15 protein-coding genes are annotated in these 18,753 nt (G+C 37.1%); all 15 read right to left on the reverse strand.

The window, feature by feature from the left end; genetic code table 11:
* Position 1: 1 nt before the first annotated feature.
* Positions 2–718, reverse strand: coding sequence for an elongation factor P 5-aminopentanone reductase (ymfI, locus tag IQI_RS16130; RefSeq protein ID WP_064093648.1), 717 nt, complete (start codon positions 716–718; stop codon positions 2–4).
* A 121-nt stretch (positions 719–839) separates the two neighbouring features.
* A complete protein-coding gene (yfmH, locus tag IQI_RS16135) occupies positions 840–2,129 on the reverse strand; it encodes an EF-P 5-aminopentanol modification-associated protein YfmH (RefSeq protein WP_064093649.1) in 1,290 nt (429 codons plus the stop codon).
* 2 nt (positions 2,130–2,131) lie between these two features.
* Positions 2,132–3,406: an EF-P 5-aminopentanol modification-associated protein YfmF gene (gene yfmF, locus IQI_RS16140; protein WP_064093650.1), complete on the reverse strand. Its 1,275-nt coding sequence runs from the start codon at positions 3,404–3,406 to the stop codon at positions 2,132–2,134.
* A gap of 257 nt (positions 3,407–3,663) precedes the next feature.
* Positions 3,664–4,623 (reverse strand): ABC transporter permease, encoded by a 960-nt coding sequence (locus IQI_RS16145; protein ID WP_064093651.1) that lies wholly within the window; start codon positions 4,621–4,623, stop codon positions 3,664–3,666.
* Positions 4,624–5,673: an ABC transporter permease gene (locus tag IQI_RS16150; RefSeq protein WP_064093652.1), complete on the reverse strand. Its 1,050-nt coding sequence runs from the start codon at positions 5,671–5,673 to the stop codon at positions 4,624–4,626.
* Positions 5,666–7,201 (reverse strand): ABC transporter ATP-binding protein, encoded by a 1,536-nt coding sequence (locus IQI_RS16155; RefSeq protein ID WP_064093653.1) that lies wholly within the window; start codon positions 7,199–7,201, stop codon positions 5,666–5,668. Before IQI_RS16155 ends, IQI_RS16150 begins: the two co-directional genes overlap by 8 nt.
* A 197-nt stretch (positions 7,202–7,398) precedes the next feature.
* On the reverse strand, positions 7,399–8,496 hold the full coding sequence (locus tag IQI_RS16160; RefSeq protein ID WP_064093654.1) for a BMP family lipoprotein: 1,098 nt from the start codon (positions 8,494–8,496) through the stop codon (positions 7,399–7,401).
* Between the two features lie 50 nt (positions 8,497–8,546).
* Entirely contained in the window at positions 8,547–9,272 is a 726-nt protein-coding gene (locus IQI_RS16165) for a GntR family transcriptional regulator (protein ID WP_064093655.1), read from the reverse strand.
* 422 nt (positions 9,273–9,694) lie between these two features.
* Positions 9,695–12,061 (reverse strand): DNA translocase FtsK, encoded by a 2,367-nt coding sequence (locus tag IQI_RS16170; protein ID WP_064093656.1) that lies wholly within the window; start codon positions 12,059–12,061, stop codon positions 9,695–9,697.
* A gap of 206 nt (positions 12,062–12,267) precedes the next feature.
* On the reverse strand, positions 12,268–12,474 hold the full coding sequence (locus IQI_RS16175; RefSeq protein WP_064093657.1) for a YlzJ-like family protein: 207 nt from the start codon (positions 12,472–12,474) through the stop codon (positions 12,268–12,270).
* Positions 12,471–13,226, reverse strand: coding sequence for a ClpP family protease (locus IQI_RS16180; protein WP_064093658.1), 756 nt, complete (start codon positions 13,224–13,226; stop codon positions 12,471–12,473). Before IQI_RS16180 ends, IQI_RS16175 begins: the two co-directional genes overlap by 4 nt.
* A gap of 222 nt (positions 13,227–13,448) precedes the next feature.
* A complete protein-coding gene (locus IQI_RS16185) occupies positions 13,449–15,116 on the reverse strand; it encodes a ribonuclease J (RefSeq protein ID WP_064093659.1) in 1,668 nt (555 codons plus the stop codon).
* A 282-nt stretch (positions 15,117–15,398) separates the two neighbouring features.
* Entirely contained in the window at positions 15,399–16,274 is an 876-nt protein-coding gene (gene dapA / locus IQI_RS16190) for a 4-hydroxy-tetrahydrodipicolinate synthase (protein ID WP_064093915.1), read from the reverse strand.
* 22 nt (positions 16,275–16,296) lie between these two features.
* Positions 16,297–17,535: an aspartate kinase gene (gene dapG, locus IQI_RS16195; RefSeq protein ID WP_064093660.1), complete on the reverse strand. Its 1,239-nt coding sequence runs from the start codon at positions 17,533–17,535 to the stop codon at positions 16,297–16,299.
* Positions 17,536–17,626: 91 nt separating this feature from the next.
* Positions 17,627–18,727 (reverse strand): aspartate-semialdehyde dehydrogenase, encoded by a 1,101-nt coding sequence (gene asd, locus IQI_RS16200; RefSeq protein WP_082892763.1) that lies wholly within the window; start codon positions 18,725–18,727, stop codon positions 17,627–17,629.
* Positions 18,728–18,753: the final 26 nt, after the last annotated feature.

Raw genomic sequence — 18,753 nt, forward strand, 5'->3', positions numbered from 1 at the left:
TTCATGTGTGCCAGCCACCATTAATAGGAATTGTTTGACCAGTAATATAAGAAGCGCTGATTGATAAAAGAAACAGAATCGTTTGTGCGATTTCATCAGGCTGACCAAGGCGCCCCATTGGTATTTCCTCTATAAGACTGTTTACTTCCTCTTCTGAGAAAGATACTAGCATGTTGGTGTCTATCGCCCCTGGTGCAACTGCATTTACTCTTATTCCACTTAGAGCTAATTCCTTACTTAATGATTTTACAAAAGAGATTTGTGCGCCTTTTACAGTAGAGTATGTTACTTCACATGCAGCACCAACCTGCCCCCAAATAGAGCTCACGATGATAATATTGCCTCTTTGCCGAATTAATTTACTAAGGAGCTTCTGAATAAGGATCATAGGACTTTTCACATGAACATTTATCATCTTATCAATGCTTTCTTCTGATTGTTCCTGAAATAAACCCCATTCTGAATGTCCGCTGCTATAAATAATGGCATCTAGCTGAAAAATGGATGAAACGATTTTTTTTACACCTTCACCAGAAGAAAGATCCGCTCCAATAGGAATGATTTCAATATTATACTTGCTGATTTTTTGTATCAATTCATCTACTGCTTCTTTATTTTTATTGTAGTGTAAATATAAATGCCACCCTTCTTTTGCTAATTGCAATGCGGTACTTCTTCCAATTCCACCTGAAGCACCTGTTATCAATGCGTATTTCATTTCCTCACCCTCTAACGCTTCCTTAAATTAATTGATTAAATTGAAATGAGCTTCATTTAATCTTTGTGTACGTATTCAAGAACAAGAACTACTCTTTTAAAGAGTAGTTCTTTTCTTTAGGTTATTTTTTTGGTACCACTTGGCAAACCGTGAAACGCTCTTGTGCAATAATTGAACTTGCTACGGATTGGATATCTTCATATGTTAATGATTCTAGAGTAGGGACTACATCAAATAAATCCATTTCGTTAAATGCGTAACGAGTGAATTGATTGGCAATGAATTCAGGCGAATTAATTGCTCTTAAAAAGGCTCCTATCTTCTTCTTTTTCGTTCTTTCCAATCCTTCTTTTGTAAATAAAGATTCTTGTTTTGCTTTTAATAACAGCTGTTGAAGTTTTTGGGCTAATTCGTCCGGTTTTTCCGTATCTCCACCGACAGTAACAAATCCAAAGCCGTTTTCTTGTGTGTAGTCATAATGGAATGTTTCATCGATTAAGCCTTCATTATACAAGTCAAAATAATAGGCTGAACTCTTACCGAATAAAAGGTCTAAGAAAACATTCATGGATAGTTCTTGTTTAAGCATTTCCTTTCCTTGTTGATAAGGTTCCGGAGCTTTAAGCCCAACTAAACATTTAGGACTTTGAACATTCATTTCAAGTACTGTCTTCTTCTCTGCTACCGTCTCAGGTTCATCATCAAATTTACGTTGTATTTCAGGCATTTTCTCATAATCTTTCTTCTCTTGATTACTTCGAATTTGATTCATTACTTTTTCCGGTTCAACTGATCCTACAACAAACAAAAGCATATTGCTTGGATGATAGAAGGTATTGTAGCATTGATAAAGCATATCTTTTGTAATAGGAGTAATCGATTTTATGGTCCCAGCAATATCAATTTTCACTGGATGGTTTTTATACATATTTTGAATAACCCCAAAGTACAACCGCCAATCTGGATTATCATCGTACATTGTTATTTCTTGACCGATAATTCCTTTTTCTTTCTCTACTGTTTTTTCAGTGAAATAAGGTTCCTGAACGAAATCAATGAGGGTTTCTAGGTTTTTTTCAACATTGGTAGTGCTTGAAAAAAGATATGCTGTTCTAGTGAAAGAAGTAAATGCGTTAGCAGAAGCCCCTTGACGGCTAAACTGTTGAAAAACATCTCCATCTTCTTTCTCAAACAATTTATGCTCTAAGAAATGAGCAATTCCATCTGGAACTTTGACAAATTCATCTTCGTTTAAAGGTTGAAAGTGGTTGTCAATGCTTCCGTACTTAGTAGTAAACGTAGCATAAGTTTTGTTAAATCCTTTTTTAGGCAGTATATAAACGTCAAGTCCGTTAGACATTTTTTCGTAATAGAGATCCTCTTGTAACTGATCGAAGGAAATTTTCTTCATGGTTATTCCTCCATTCCTGTTAAGAAATAAATAGTATCTAATTCTACTTTATTTGCTACTTTTACAATCTCTTCTTTAGTTGTCTTCTCAATTTCATTTAACCAATGCTCAAGACCAATCTCTTTTCCAGCAATTGCATTATGGTATAAAATCTCAATTAACCCTCTGGATGTATCAATCGTTTCCAAAAGCTGATTGCGGATAACCGCCTTTGTTTGATCGATTTCTGAATCTGTAAACTCTCCGTCTTTCATTGCTTGTAATTGCTCTTTTATAATACCTACTGCTTGATCATAATTTTTAAATTCAATTCCTGACATCACCATCATTAAGCCTTTATGACTTTCTAAGCGACTAGCAGCATAGTAGGCTAAGCTAGCTTTTTCTCTCACATTGATGAATAATTTTGAATGTGAGAATCCACCGAAAATTCCATTAAACACTTGAAGAGCAAAATAATCTTCATCGCCATATTCAGTATTTGTACGATATCCGATATTCAATTTCCCTTGTTTTACATCTTGTTTTTCCTTTACTACATTTTCTTTATTTTTAGACTGAGGTACAGAAGATTCTACACGCTCAATGGTTCTCACTTTAAAATTCAATAATTTGTCGCACAGGCCCTCTACCTCAGAAACATCTACATCACCAATAACATAAAGATCAAATTGATCCTCATTCATTGCCTTTTGATAGTATTGATACAATTCATTTGATGTTAAGGCATCTACCTGTTCACTAATTCCATTTACATGAAGTGCAAATCGTTCTCCTCTGCACATTTCTTCAACAAGTCGAGAATTAGCATAGCGCATTTTATCATCATATACTGCTTGAATTCTCACTTTTTGATTCCGCTTTTCCTTTTGAACTGTATTTTCATCAAATTGATTACTCTCAACATTAGGATTAAGCACCACATCAGATAAGAATTCAATTCCTTTTTCAAGAAGAGGCTCTGAATCCTTTAAAAACTTTTCATTCGCAATTTCTACAGATAAACTTACAACATGGTATTCTCCCTTTTTCCCCAAATCAACAAAAAAGTTTGCACCGTATAGCTCATCTAAATGAGATCTTAGTTCAGTTGTATTCGGGTACGTTTTTGTACTGCTTTGCAGGACATGTGGAAGTAGCCCGCGCAGAGTAACTGTTTCTTCATCTAAAGGAGCTTTCATTTTCAAAACCAGACTATTGGTTTTAAACTTATCTGTTTGAACGATATGTAGCGTATACCCCTGCTTCTTTTTTACCACTTCGTTTATAGCTGTCATTCTACCGTCCTCCTTAGTTCCACTTTATCGACCAATGATGGGTTTATAAAAATATTCTAAACACCCTTATTGTGCGGTATTTAAGTTTAACTATACATGTAGCAATATATTGATTTCAAGCATCTTCCACTTTTGGAAAAACAGGCATTGAGGTAAACCATTATATGCATCAGCAACTCTTAATATGAAATGATAGAAAAAACGGGTATTTCGCTCAATGACAAGAACGAAACACCCGTGAGTAGAAACTAATGAAATTAACGATTTCCTTTGATGTATGGAGTACCTAATGCTTTAGGGGCATCTGCACGTCCAATGAATCCAGTTAGTGCTAATATCGTCAACACGTATGGGGCAATTAATAAGTATACACTTGGAATATTCTCAAATAAGGGAATACTGCTTCCAATAATACTTAAGCTTTGGGCAAAACCAAAGAATAAAGCCGCTCCCATCGCTCCAAGTGGATGCCATTTTCCAAATATTAAGGCAGCAAGGGCCATGAAACCTTGTCCACTGATTGTAGAGTGGCTAAAGTCTGACGAGATTGATTGAGCATATACTCCTCCTCCAACTCCCGCAAAGGCACCGGATAGAATTACTCCAATATATCTCATTCTTGTTACATTTATCCCCATTGTATCTGCTGCCATTGGATGTTCACCAACTGAACGGAGTCTTAATCCAAATGGAGTTTTAAACATGACAAACCACACAATAAACGAAACTAGTATGGCAACAAAAGGTGGCCAATAGGTATTGGAAAAGAATATATCACCGATTACTGGAATCTTGCTTAGTAGGGGTACATCCACTTTTCCAAATCCTTCAGAAATGATATCTGTTTGCCCCTTTCCATAAATGCGCTTTACTAAGAAAAGAGTCAATCCAACTGCAAGTAAATTGATGGCAACACCTGAAACAACTTGATCTGCTCTAAAGGTAATGGAAGCAACCGCATGTAAAATAGCCAGAATCGCGCCCGTTAACATGGCAACCAAAAGAGCAATCCAAGGAGTTGAAGCACCCAGTGTATCAGAGAATGTAATGTTAAAGACTATACTAGAGAATGCTCCAATAACCATAAGTCCCTCAAGACCAATGTTAACTACTCCTGAACGTTCCGAGAAAGCTCCACCTAAAGCAGTGAAAATAAGTGGTGAAGCCCAAAGTAACGTTGATGGAATTAATATTACTAAAATGTCCATAAAGCCCACTTACTTCACCCCCTTTTTACTAAATCGTTGAATAAGGTAACGAATCATGTATCCTGAAGCTACAAAGAAAATAATAAGGGCAATAATAATGTCAACTAATTCATTTGGAATTCCTGCTTCAAGCGGCATGTTTAAAGCCCCTATTTTAAGTCCTCCAAATAATAATGCTGCAAATACAACACCGATGGCCGCGTTTCCTCCCAGAAGGGCAACGGCGATCCCATCAAACCCAACACCTGTAAAACCACCCTTAATGGATGCATAACCAAATGTACCGAGTCCTTCCATAGCACCAGCTAAGCCTGCAAAAGCACCTGAAATAACCATAGAAAGAATAATGTTTCCATTTACATTCATACCTGCATACTGTGAGGCATGTTGATTGAATCCAACGGAACGAAGCTCATAGCCACGAGTCGTTTTCTCTAACAAGAACCACATAACAAACACACAGATTAAAGCGATGAATATTCCCCAGTGTAAACGAGAATAGTCTGTTAAGGTTTCAAAAAATGGTGACTTTAATGAAGCTGTTTCTGCAATATAATCTGTACGATCTTTTCGATCTGTTAATACGTCTCGTATAATAGCATTTGTTACATGAAGAGCAATATAGTTCATCATAATCGTTACAATAACTTCATGTACTCGATATTTGGCTTTTAATAAACCGGGGATAAAGCCCCATAATGCACCTGCTAATGCTGCCGCAATAATAGCAAGAGGTAGATGAATAATCTTTGGAAGCTCATCAAAGGCAACACCTACCCATACAGCTGCCAGCCAACCAACAATTAATTGACCTTCAACACCGATATTAAAAAGGCCAGTTCTAAAAGCAAAAGCAACTGCTAAACCAGCTAATATATATGGTGTAACTTGACGCACTGTTTCACCAACATAGTAAATTTCCCCAAAAACACCCTGCCATAAGGCTGTATATCCCTCTACTGGATTATATCCGTTTATTATCATGATAACCGTTCCAACAATGATTCCTAAAAGTACTGAAATTACAGGGATTAATATATTAATTAAGCGATTAGACATGTGTTTCTCCCCCTTCTTCCTTCCTCTTAGAACCGGCCATCAATAGTCCAAGCTCTTGTTCCGTCGTTTCTTTAGGGTTTACGATGGCAACTATTTGCCCTTCATAAATTACAGCAATTCGATCACTCACATTCATAATCTCTTCTAGTTCAAAAGATAGAAGCAATACAGCTTTCCCATTATCTCTTTGTTCAATCAAACGTTTGTGAATAAACTCGATCGCACCTACGTCTAAACCACGTGTTGGTTGGGCTGCTATCAAGAGATCCGGATCACGATCAATCTCTCTTCCAATAATGGCTTTTTGCTGATTACCACCGGATAGAGCCCTGGCAAGAGTGTACTCAGATGGGGTTCTTACATCAAATTCTGAAATTAACTTTCGAGCTTGATTATAAATATTTTTATAGTTTAAGATACCTTTATTCGAAAATGGCTTTTGGTAATAGGTTTGTAGAACCATATTTTCACCAATCGGGAAGTCCAAAACAAGTCCATGTTTGTGTCGGTCCTGAGGAATATGACCTACTCCCGTTTCGTAAATTTTACGAGGTTTCATATTAAGAATTTCTTTCCCATTCAACTTAATTGAACCACTCTCGGCTTTATGGAGCCCCGTTACGGCTTCAATGAGCTCACTTTGACCATTTCCATCTACACCTGCTATCCCAAGTATTTCTCCAGCCTTCACTTCCAGGTTTAGTCCTTTAACAACAGGAACATTACGATGGTCTATTACATTTAAGTCTGTTATTTCTAATACATTCTCAGCAGGGGAAGCTTCCTTCTTCTCGGTTTTAAATGTAACTTCACGTCCTACCATCAAGCTAGCCAGATGGTTAGGGTTTGTATCAGAAACACTTACTGTCCCAATTCCTTTACCTTTTCTGATAACGGTAACATTATCACACACTTCCATAATCTCTTTAAGCTTATGGGTAATAAGAATGATAGACTTTCCTTCTTTAATAAGTGTTTTCATAATTTGAATTAGTTCTTTAATTTCTTGTGGAGTAAGCACTGCCGTTGGTTCATCGAAGATAAGAATATCAGCCCCTCGGTAAAGGGTTTTTAAAATTTCTACACGTTGCTGCATCCCAACTGAAATTTCTGAAATTTTAGCTTTGGGGTCCACTTTTAATCCGTATTTCTCTGATATGTCCAGGATATCTTGTTCAGCCTTTTTTATATCCACTGAAGCACCTGACTTAGGTTCACGTCCAAGGATAATATTTTCTGTTACAGTGAAGGTATCGACAAGCATAAAATGTTGATGTACCATCCCAATCCCAAGGTCGTTTGCAATATTAGGGTTTGTGATGTCCACCTTCTTGCCTTTAACTCTAATTTCTCCTTGTTCAGGTTGATACAACCCAAATAGGACATTCATCAATGTGGATTTACCTGCTCCATTCTCACCAAGAAGTGCATGTATTTCACCTTGTTTGAGTTGGAGGGTAATGTTGTCATTTGCAACGATGCCAGGAAATTCTTTACGAATATTCAGCATCTCAATTACATAATCCATTGTTTTCACTCCTTGCGTAGGCTAGGGATATTTATCCAGTAGTTAGAGGTCAGACCTTAACTGACTAGAAAAAAAGGGTTTCCCCTTTAAAACTCTAAATGAAAGATAGAAGAGGATTCTATACTTCAATTAAAGTTTTAAGAAAAAGGGATAAGAGACCAGCAAACCTAGGCCCGCTTATCCCCTTTACTCAAATATTAGTTAGCTGAAAATGATTTAGCAGCATCAAGAGAATCGGGTACAGTAATATCCCCATTCTTAATCTTTTCTTTCCACTCATCTACTTTACTCATAACTTCGTCTTTATTAGAAAGCTCTTCGTTAAGAGGTGCAAGTCCTACACCATCTTCAGTAAGACCGTAAGAAATTACTTCTCCACCAGGGAACTTATCTTCTAAAGCTTTGTTAGAAAGGTCAACTACAGCATTATCAACTCGTTTTAAAGCTGACGTTAAGATAATATTGTGATCGCCTACTTCACCTTCAGCAGATTGGTCAGAGTCAACCCCAATTGCCCAAATCTCGCGAGAAGGATCTTTGTCTTTTAAGTTCTTTGCTTCTGTAAATAAACCGTTACCTGTTCCACCAGAAGCGTGGAAGATAACGTCAACTCCTGAAGAGTACATTTTTGAAGCAATCGTTTGACCACTAGCAGCATCATCAAATGCACCAGCATAGTCAGATGAAATTTCTGCATCAGGGTTAACGGCTTTAACACCAGCGATGAATCCTGATTCAAAACGCTCAATTACTGGAATTTCCATTCCACCAAGGAAACCAATTTTATTTGTTTTTGTAGTCAAACCTGCAACAACACCTGCTAGGAATGAACCTTCTTGCTCTTTGAATGTAATGCTTGCAACGTTTGGTTGCTCTACAACTGCATCAACAATTGCAAATTTAGTGTCTTTTTGTTGTTGTGCAATGTCATTGATTGCACCTTGCATTAGGAATCCGATACCATATACTAAGTCAAAGTCTTGACGTGCTAATTTGTTTAAGTTAGTAGCATAGTCAGCGTCACCTTTTGATTGTAAGTAGTCGAAACCTTCTTTACCTTTTTCTAAGTCATGCTCTTTACCGAAAGCCTGTAAACCTTCCCAAGCAGATTGGTTGAAAGATTTATCATCTACTCCACCAACATCAGTTACCATTGCTACTGTAAATTGATCTTCTTTACTATTTCCTTCACCACTAGATGTACCTTCTTTACTATCGTCTGTTCCACAAGCTCCTAAAATTGTACCAGCAGCTAGAACAAATGACAGCGCTAAACCAAATTTACGCTTTTTCACCTAGAGTACCCCCTAAAATTAGTAATAAATTAGTAGAAAGATTGTTTGTGTTAGACACGCTTTCTTAAAACGTGGAAGCTAAATTTGTCTGATCGAAAATAGTTTACTGAATACAGAATTGGCTCATCATTCTCGTCAAAATGCATTTGTTTTAATACGAGTAAAGCCGTTTCTGGTTCACAATTTAGAATAGGAGAAATTTTATCGTGATAGCCCATTGGTTCTATTTGTGCGACTGCATAAGTAATTCTTTTATTCTCTCGTTTTTCTAAAACGGTGAAAATTGAATTATCTTCATGAGTGAAATTCCTGGGCATAATCTTTTTTGGAATTTTGTCCACACAATAAACAACCGGCTCCCCATTGGCCGTACGAACACGTTCAATGAGAATCACGTCCTCTTCCTCTTCGCAAACAAACCTTTTCATATCCTCTTCAGTAGCTTCTTGAGTAGTTGAGCTTAAGAAAATGGTCCCTGGCTCCATCCCCGCTTGCTTAATCATGTTGGTCACACTGTTTAACTGCTCAATACCAGAAGTAAAGAGCGGTTTCGCGTTTACAAATGTGCCTACACCATGACGACGTACGATGACACTTTCTTCCTCAAGAATTCTGAGAGCTTCCCTAAGAGTAGCTCGACTGACACCTAATTGTTTGGAAAGATCAAATTCAGAAGGGAGTTTTTCTTTCTCTTTGTATATTCCCGATTCGATGTCTTTCTTCAAACGATCAATTACTTGTAAGTATAAATGTCGATTGTCTGTTTTAATTGTCACTGGAACCACCACCAAATTTTCTCAAGACATCAGACCTCTGATGTATATCTTTCCTACTAATCGAAAATACTATAACACTTTTACTTTGATAAATAAATAGCATTGTGTGATTTTGTCGAAAAAAAAGATAATAATTAAAATTCTGACAGTAATAATGTTAAATATTAGTAGATTTTACGTCATGAATAGGTTTTCATGGGTAATTTTTACAATAATTTTACAAATATATTCTGACTGATTTTCTTTTATTACAATCTCAACACAATCACGTAACTTTTGTAAACGCTTTTAATAGTATAACACATTCGTGGATAAACCAGAATACTATAAAAGAAAACGTATACAAAACTAAATTTCAATTTCATTTAACTTAAAAAAAGTGTGTTACCTTATTCTTAGTTGAATAGAGTAACACACTTTTTTTATGAGCTATGTTCTTCTGAAGGCTTCCCAATTAAAACCGTTCTTGGCTTGCTGCCTTCATAAGGACCAACAACCCCTCTTACTTCCATTTCATCAATTAGTCTTGCAGCTCTTGTATATCCGATTCTAAATCTTCTTTGTAGCATAGAAACTGATGCTGTTTGCATTTCTGCTATCAATTGAACGGCATCGTGATATAATTCATCCTCTGCTTTACCGGTTTTTTCATCTTCTTGTACTTCATCAGGTATCATTTCTTCTTGATATTGTGCTTTTTGTTGAGAGATGACAAAGTCGACAATTTCTTCTACTTCTTCATCAGATAAGAATGCCCCTTGAACCCTTGTTGGCTTTGTTGCGCCTACAGGCATAAACAACATATCTCCTCTACCTAACAATTTTTCTGCCCCTCCAGAGTCCAGGATTGTCCTAGAATCGGTTTGAGAAGACACAGCAAAGGCTATTCGAGAAGGAATATTTGCTTTAATGACTCCGGTAATAACATCAACAGATGGTCTTTGGGTTGCAATAATCAGGTGAATACCAGCAGCACGTGCCATTTGTGCAAGTCTTGTTATGGCATCCTCAACATCATTAGATGCTACCATCATTAAATCAGCTAATTCATCTACAATCACCACAATATACGGCAGTAATGGATTTTTTTCTTCGTTCTCATTGTTTTGTTTCTTAACATATTCGTTATATCCTTCAATATTCCTTGTTCCCGTATGTGAGAATAATTCGTATCTTCGTTCCATTTCACTAACTACCTTTTTTAAGGCTTGAGATGCTTTTTTAGCATCCGTAACAACTGGTGCTAATAAATGGGGTACCCCATTATATACATTCAATTCTACCATTTTGGGGTCAATCATCATCAACTTAACCTCATGAGGCTTCGCTCTCATGAGAATACTTGTAATAATGCCATTGATGCATACGCTTTTTCCGCTACCAGTAGCACCTGCTACAAGTAGGTGCGGCATTTTATTCAGTTCTGCTAGAACAGCTTCGCCTGTGATATCTCGCCCAAGTCCAATTTGGAGTTTAGAATCCGGCTTATTTTGTTCCTTTGCTTCTAATACTTCCCGTAAAGAAACCATCGCTACTTCTGAATTAGGTACTTCAATTCCTATGGCAGACTTCCCTGGAATAGGAGCTTCTATTCTAATTCCTTTTGCAGCTAAAGCCAATGCCAAATCATCACTAAGGTTTACAATTCGACTGACCTTTACACCGACATCAGGGTGAACCTCATATTTAGTTACTGCCGGACCTAAGTGGACCTGAGTGACTTTTGCTTTCACTCCGAAGCTTTGAAAGGTTCTTTCCAGTTTAGCTGCGTTGGCATGAATAAGTTGATATTCATTACTTTGGTCCGTTTGTTTCGGGCTCTTTAACAAAGTTAAAGATGGTAACTTGTAATCTTTATTCTCTACTTCAGTAAATGTAATAGGAGGAGAGGATTCTGGTTCTTCTTCTGATTCTGATTTTCTCTGAGAATCAGAAGTCTCTTTTTCGTCATCCTGTTGTTGTAAGCTTTTCTCTTCTTTCCGCTCTCCATGCGCTGTTCCGTAAGCACGTTCTGCAAAATTTGAAATAATTGGTTCACTTTTCTCTTCTTCTATTGGAATATTTGCTTCAATTGTTTGGTTTTCTTCTTTGACGGGAATATTCTTTTTCTTCTTTGGTTTCTTTTCTTTTTTCTTCGTCTGTTCTTCTTTCCATTCTTTCATATCTTCTTTAAATGCAGACCATTGATCACTTAAGAACTGGCCAAATCGCTTCCCAACTTTGCCGAGTACTTCACCTAAAGACTTTCCTGTAACAAGAATGATACCGATTAATATGAATGTCGCACTAACAATTCGTGCACCCTGGGAATCAAATAGGAAATAAGAAACGGCAAATAAGAGACTCCCGATCATTCCTCCTCCTAAATCCGATGTACTTGTTTCCCCCTGTACGTCCATCCAGAATAAATCCCATGTGTTCATGATGACACTAGGATTATTAAAGGAACCATTATTAGACAGCAGGTCAAATAATTTCACATGACTTAACAGCAAGAAGCTTGCAATGATTATATAAACACCTATTAATCGACGACTGAATAATAAAGGCACCTCACGTTTGATCATAAGGTAGCCTGCAACATATAACATCCATAACAAGGCAACCATATACCATTCCCCGAGAAAAAATCGGTGGAAATAAACTAATGCACTACCTACTGCGCCTAATTCTATAATAGAAATAATACTGAGGGCTACAAGAATCATACCTGTAATTTCATATCTAATCGTTTGTTTCAATGTTGAGCTAGTTGAGGATCTCTTTTTTCTTCTTTTTCGTTTGGTCAAAATGTTTCACCTAAATTCCTTATAAGTCTACCCTATTATGTATGTAAAGATGAAGAAAGGGCTGATCCTTTGGGGCAAATCGTATGCCTAAGGTGTCAGACCCTTCCCTTTAACTTGATTGTTGTTTTATATATATGGTTAATGGATGTTTAATTACCAATTTTATTATATCATAACCACTATTTCGGGAAAATCCTCATTCTATCTTAATTCGTAATAAATTCTCCTGGGCAAACTGAATCATTTAAGAAATGAGCGGGATCACTACTCATCACTCTTATTACTCGATACTTATTTTCCTCTTGTTGAACAAGTAGAGGTATACCGTTGTGTTCCATTACCATTTGAGCATTATAAGCTTTTGCATCTGATTGAAAAATAAGGTCATAAGGAACTGTTGTATATAGAATCATTGAACCAACCCTTCTTTCTCCCCAGATTGTCTTCTCATTTCTATTAATTCATTAATTTTTTTAATAGCTGTGCCAATCCCACCAATCCCATCTATAAGTCCGTATTCCACAGCATCATCACCTACTACATTTGTACCAATATCACGTGTTAAATTTCCCTTTGCAAACATTAAATCTTTGAAGTCCTCTTCTGTTATATTACTATGTTTCGTTACAAAGCTCACTACACGATCCTGCATTTTATCCATGTATTCGAACGTCTGTGGCACTCCAATGACTAATCCAGTTAATCGAACAGGGTGAATGGTCATTGTAGCTGTGCTGGCAATGTAAGAAAAATCACATGATACTGCTATTGGAACCCCTATGCTGTGACCTCCCCCTAATACAATTGAGACAGTTGGCTTTGAAAGAGATGCAATCATTTCAGATATAGCCAGACCTGCTTCTACATCTCCACCAACTGTGTTTAAGATGACTACTAATCCTTCGATTTTAGGATTCTGTTCTATGGCTACAAGCTGTGGAATAACATGCTCATATTTTGTTGTTTTGTTTTGTGGAGGAAGTTGCATATGGCCTTCAATTTGACCTACGATTGTTAAACAATGAATATTAGAGTCCTGGGAAAGCTGAGGAACGTTGGTTTGTCCTAATTGCTGTATTTTTTCCATTAAGCCAGAAGGTTTATCTTTTCCATCCTCCTGACCTTTGTTTGGTTGTTCTGTATTCGGTTGATTTTGATCATTCATATCAGACATCTCCTTTTCATATCCATTCTCTTGTTATTATTTTAAAAAAGGAGTGTTTTCATACTGTAAATTGTTTAGATAACGTCGGTTTACGAGAGGGATGGTAAGTTTTTGGTGTGTACTAGAGAATTCTATTTGAATATTTCCAGTGTGTTTTCTAATAGATTTTATAAAAAAGCAGCGAATTGTTTTAATGCGTAAACAATTCGCTGCTTTCTATCGTTATACCTCCATAATTATAGGGAGGATCATAGGTCTTCTTCTCGTCTTATTAAACAAATAATAATTTAATTGGTCTCGAACATCTTGTTTAATGGCATTCCATTCAAAAGAACCTTTTTGAAGATAGGTATGAACAATGTCCGTCACAATCCCTGAGGCACCCTCCATTAACTCTTCTGATTCTCTTACATACACAAATCCTCGAGAGATAATCTCAGGTCCTGACACGATGGTTTTGTTTTTTCTGTTAATCGTCACGACTACTGTAAAAACTCCATCCTCGGATAAAAGCTTACGATCACGAAGAACAATATTTCCCACATCTCCAACACCAATTCCATCGATTAAAACATTTCCGGCTTGAACTCGACCGCTCATTCTCATTTTACCATCTTTATATTGAAGAACATCACCTTTGTCTAAGATGAAAATTTGTTTATAAGGTAATCCAATATCATGAGCCAATTGACTATGAGCAACAAGCATTTTATATTCTCCCTGAATGGGTACAAAATACTTGGGTTTCATAATATTTAACATAAATTTCAAGTCTTCCTGACTACCATGACCTGATACATGAACCATTTTGTTTGCTGTTAAGACATTTGCACCAGCTCTATAAAGCATATCAATAGTTTTTCCAACGGTTACTTCCATCCCAGGTGAAGGTGTTGCAGTGATTAAAACCGTATCCCCTTCTTCGATATTCACTTGGCGATGTGTACGCTTGGACATTCTTTGAAGAGCCTCAAAGGGTTCACCTTGTGTCCCCGTAGCAATAATGACTACTTCATCTTTGGGATAATCTCCAATTTCATCTATGGAGATGATCATTCCTTCTCGTACGTGAATATATCCTAATTTTAAAGCTACATCATATACCCTCTTCAAACTCTTTCCAACAACAACAACTTTTCGATTGTTTTGTTCTGCAGCATCAAAAACTTGTTGAAGTCGAATAAGATTAGATGCAAATGATGCAACAATCACTCTACCCGTTGCCATCCTGAAAGCGTCAGTAACATGCTGAGCTATCACTGCTTCAGAAGTCGTATAACCCGGTCTCTCTGCTTCTATACTATCTGATAAAAGGCAAAGTACACCCTTGTCTCCTATTTGTGCCATCTTTCCAAGGTCAGGTCGATAAAGATGTTTCGCAGATTGATCAAATTTAAATTCTCCCGTATGTACAATGACACCTTCAGACGTATGAAGACATACACCGACGGAGTCAGGGATACTATGTGTTGTTCTGAAAAAAGTTACATCAATACTTTTAAAGTGAAGAAGACTATCTGAATGGATATTGTAAAATTTCACTTCTTCATGAACCTGTTCATCTTTTAAACGTGCTTTAACGAGGGCGTTCGTTAGTCTGGTACCGTATACAGGGGCTTTGACACTGTTTAATACATACGTAATTGCTCCTATACTGTCCTCATGCCCATGTGTTAGGAATATCCCTTTTACCCGATCTTTATTTTCGATTAAATATTGTATGTCTGGAATGACAATGTCAATTCCCAGCATTTCATTTTCCGGAAACATTAATCCCGCATCGATGACAAAGATTTCTTCGTCCACTTCAATGACATACATATTTTTCCCGATTTCTCCGACTCCCCCAAGTGGAATGATTTTTATACTTTCATTTTTTGTTTTACTCACTATTATGTCCTCCTATGCTGTGCCTTCCCCGATCTTTAATCAGTTAAATTAATTATACTTGATAATAATTTTTAATTACAACCAATTTTATCCTTAACAGGAATGAACAGGCGTATCCTTTTGGAGATTAGGTCGACTTCCGCAATCATTTTACTACGTAACTATTTCGATACCTCTTCCATAAATCCTCCTTTATAAAAATTATTATTAGAAATAAGGGCATAAGTGGTTATAAATGCAAAAAGACTGTGACGGTTATTATCCGGCACAGTCTTTTAACAATCATGATAATGTTTGAAGCAATTGAGTCAGTTTTACCCTTTCTACTTCTGTTAATGGTATCAAGGGTAATCGCACAGAACCTACATCAAGACCTTTCATCTGAAGGGCAGTCTTTACAGGTGTCGGACTAGGACTTGTGAATAATCCTTTCATGACAGGTAATAGAGCTTGATGTAATGTAGCTGACCGAAGTGGATTACCCTCTGTAAATTCTTTAATCATCTCTTGCATTTCATTTCCAATAATATGAGAAGCTACTGAAACAATCCCTGCTCCACCGATTGATAATACTGGGAGGGTTAAACCATCATCACCACTATAAAGTAAGAAATCTTGAGGGGTTTTAGAGATAATTTCAGTCATCCCATCTAAATCTCCACTTGCTTCCTTCACCGCCACAATGTTTTCAACTTCTGATAAACGAATGATTGTTTCAGGTGCGACATTAACAGAGGAACGACCTGGAATATTATAGAGCATTACAGGTAAGGTTGTGGATTCAGCAATCCCTTTGAAATGTAGAAATAAACCTTCTTGACTTGGTTTATTATAATAAGGCGCCACTAGCATTATCGCATCTACACCAGCATCTTCTGCTTTTTTTGTTAACTCAATTGACTCATGTGTATTATTACTTCCCGTCCCTGCAATAACAGGTATTCTGCCATTTACCACTTTTACAACATGGCGAAATAAAGCGACCTTTTCCTCTTTTGTTAAAGTAGGTGATTCTCCTGTAGTACCTGCTACCACTAGTGAATCAGTACCATTGTCAATTAAATAGTCAACCAGTTGTGACGTTTTTGTAAAATCAATATTTCCTTTACGGTCGAATGGAGTGACCATTGCCGTAGATACGCGACCAAAATTCAATATTTCCACTCTCCTTATAAATCCATTATCCAACTTTAAATGTTGAGTTTTTCTCTTGTAATTGAAAAGTGTCATGAAGTGCATTTATAGCGTTTATTAAATCCATTTCTTTCACCAGTACCCAGATGGTCGTATGACTGTCGGCTGATTGTAGTATCCGTATTCCTTTGTCTGACAAGGAAGATACGATGGCAGAGGTAACTCCAGGTACTCCGTTCATGCCTGCACCAACTACTGATACCTTCGCACAATCTGGTTCTATAACAGGCTCGTGCCCCAGCTTCTTTAATACAGATATTGCCGCGACTGCCAATGATGAAGCCACTGTATACACTACTCCTCTAGGAGAGATATTAATAAAGTCCACACTGATTTTCTCTTTTGCCATTGCTTTAAACACTTCTGCCTGAAGATTGTATTGATCTTCCTTAGCAAACACTTTAATTTGTGTTAATTGACTTACATGAGCAATTCCCGTTACGGGATGATTTCTAAACTCTTTGTGAGCTTTGGTGTTTTCGAGAGTGGTAACTAGAGTACCTTCACCTTTTGAATATGTCGAGCGAATCCTTAGAGGTACATTAGAATTCATGGCAATCTCTACAGCCCTTGGGTGGATCACTTTTGCCCCTTGATAAGCCATATTACAAACTTCATTATAGGAAACAACTGAAATCGGTCTAGCCTTCGAAGAAATTCGAGGATCAGCTGTCATAACGCCATCTACGTCTGTAAAAATGTCAATGAATTCCGCTTTTAAAGCAACACCTAATGCAGAAGCTGAGGTATCACTCCCTCCTCTTCCAATCGTTGTTATATCGCCACCCTTGGTTGCCCCTTGAAAACCTGCAACTACTACAGCATCATGATTTTCTAATTCTTTCATTAGGCGACTGCAATTCATTTCGATTATTTTAGCATTATTGAAGTCATTATTCGTTGTAAATCCTGCTTGGGCCCCCGTAAGTGCTGTAGAGCGTATCCCATTGGTAATAAGCAAATTTGAAAAAACTAGACTGGAAATAATTTCTCCACAAGATAATAATAAATCTTGCTCTCTCTTACTAACAATTGTATTCGTACCACCAATTAATGAAAGTAAGGAGTCCGTTGCATAGGGGTCACCTTTTCTTCCCATTGCCGAAACAACAACAACCACCTTATACCCCTTTTGGATGGCTTGTTTTGTGTGATCAAGTGCTTTTAATCTGCTCTTTTCATCACGGACAGATGTTCCACCAAATTTTTGAACAATTACCTTCATGACTACACCTCAATTGTCATATATGTTCAAGAGGTATGAGGGGATAGATTATTTGAATTGTAAGTGGGATGGCTACAATATTCCTCTTAAATTATTTAACTAAACCTAACTTTAATAAGCTTTCTGCAATTTGCACCGAATTCCAAGCCGCTCCCTTTAAAAGATTGTCGGAAACAATCCACATGTGAAAGCCGTTGGCTTCATCTAAATCTTTTCGAACACGACCGACAAATACATCTGGTTTCCCTACAGCATGGGCAGGCATAGGGTATATTTGTTCTTCAGGTACATCCTCAAGTGTAACTCCCGGTGCTTCGTTTAATATTTCATGCAGATCTTTCACAGAAACAGAATCCTGTTCAATTTCAATATATACACTTTCAGAGTGACCTGTGACAACCGGTAATCTAACACATGTAGCTGATACCTTCAAAGCAGGCATGTGCATAATTTTTTTTGTTTCATTAATCATTTTCATTTCCTCAAAAGTAAATCCGTTATCATCAAATTTATCTATTTGTGGAATCGCATTAAATGCAATCTGATAATGCTTCTTGTCTCCCTTTACTGGCAGTACACTTGGCTCAAATGCCTCTTGGGATAAAATCGCTTGTGATTGTTGTTGTAATTCATCAATCGCTACTGCCCCGGCTCCTGAAACTGCCTGGTAAGTAGAAACAATGACCTTGGTCAAACCATATTTTTTTCGAACAGGTTCAAGTGCAGCCACCATTTGAATCGTTGAACAATTTGGATTGGCTATAATTCCATTATGAAGTTTTAAATCTTCCTCATTTACTTCTGGTACAACTAAAGGTACGTTTGGATCCATACGGAATGCGCTTGTGTTATCCACCACGATGGCACCATGCTTTACCGCTTCAGGAGCAAGTCGTTTTGAGACATCTCCACCTGCACTAAACAAAGCAATATCTACTCCTATAAAGCTTTCAGGTTTTGCTTCCTCGACTACCCACTCTTTCCCCTTAAAGGTTACTGTGCTACCAGCTGAACGCGCAGAAGATAATAGTGTTAATTGTTTTATTGGAAAATTCCTTTTTTCTAAAGTTTTAAGCATTTGATTTCCGACAGCGCCTGTAGCGCCTACAACAGCTACATGAAATCCTGATGTATCCAAAATATTCTCTCCTTCCAACCATTCAATATTCTCATAGTAGAATAGGTGAATCATTCAGTCTATTACTATAATAAAGAATA

Origin of the sequence: Rossellomorea aquimaris TF-12, assembly GCF_001648555.1 — a bacterium.
In the GTDB taxonomy this organism is placed as follows: Bacteria; Bacillota; Bacilli; order Bacillales; family Bacillaceae_B; genus Rossellomorea; species Rossellomorea aquimaris.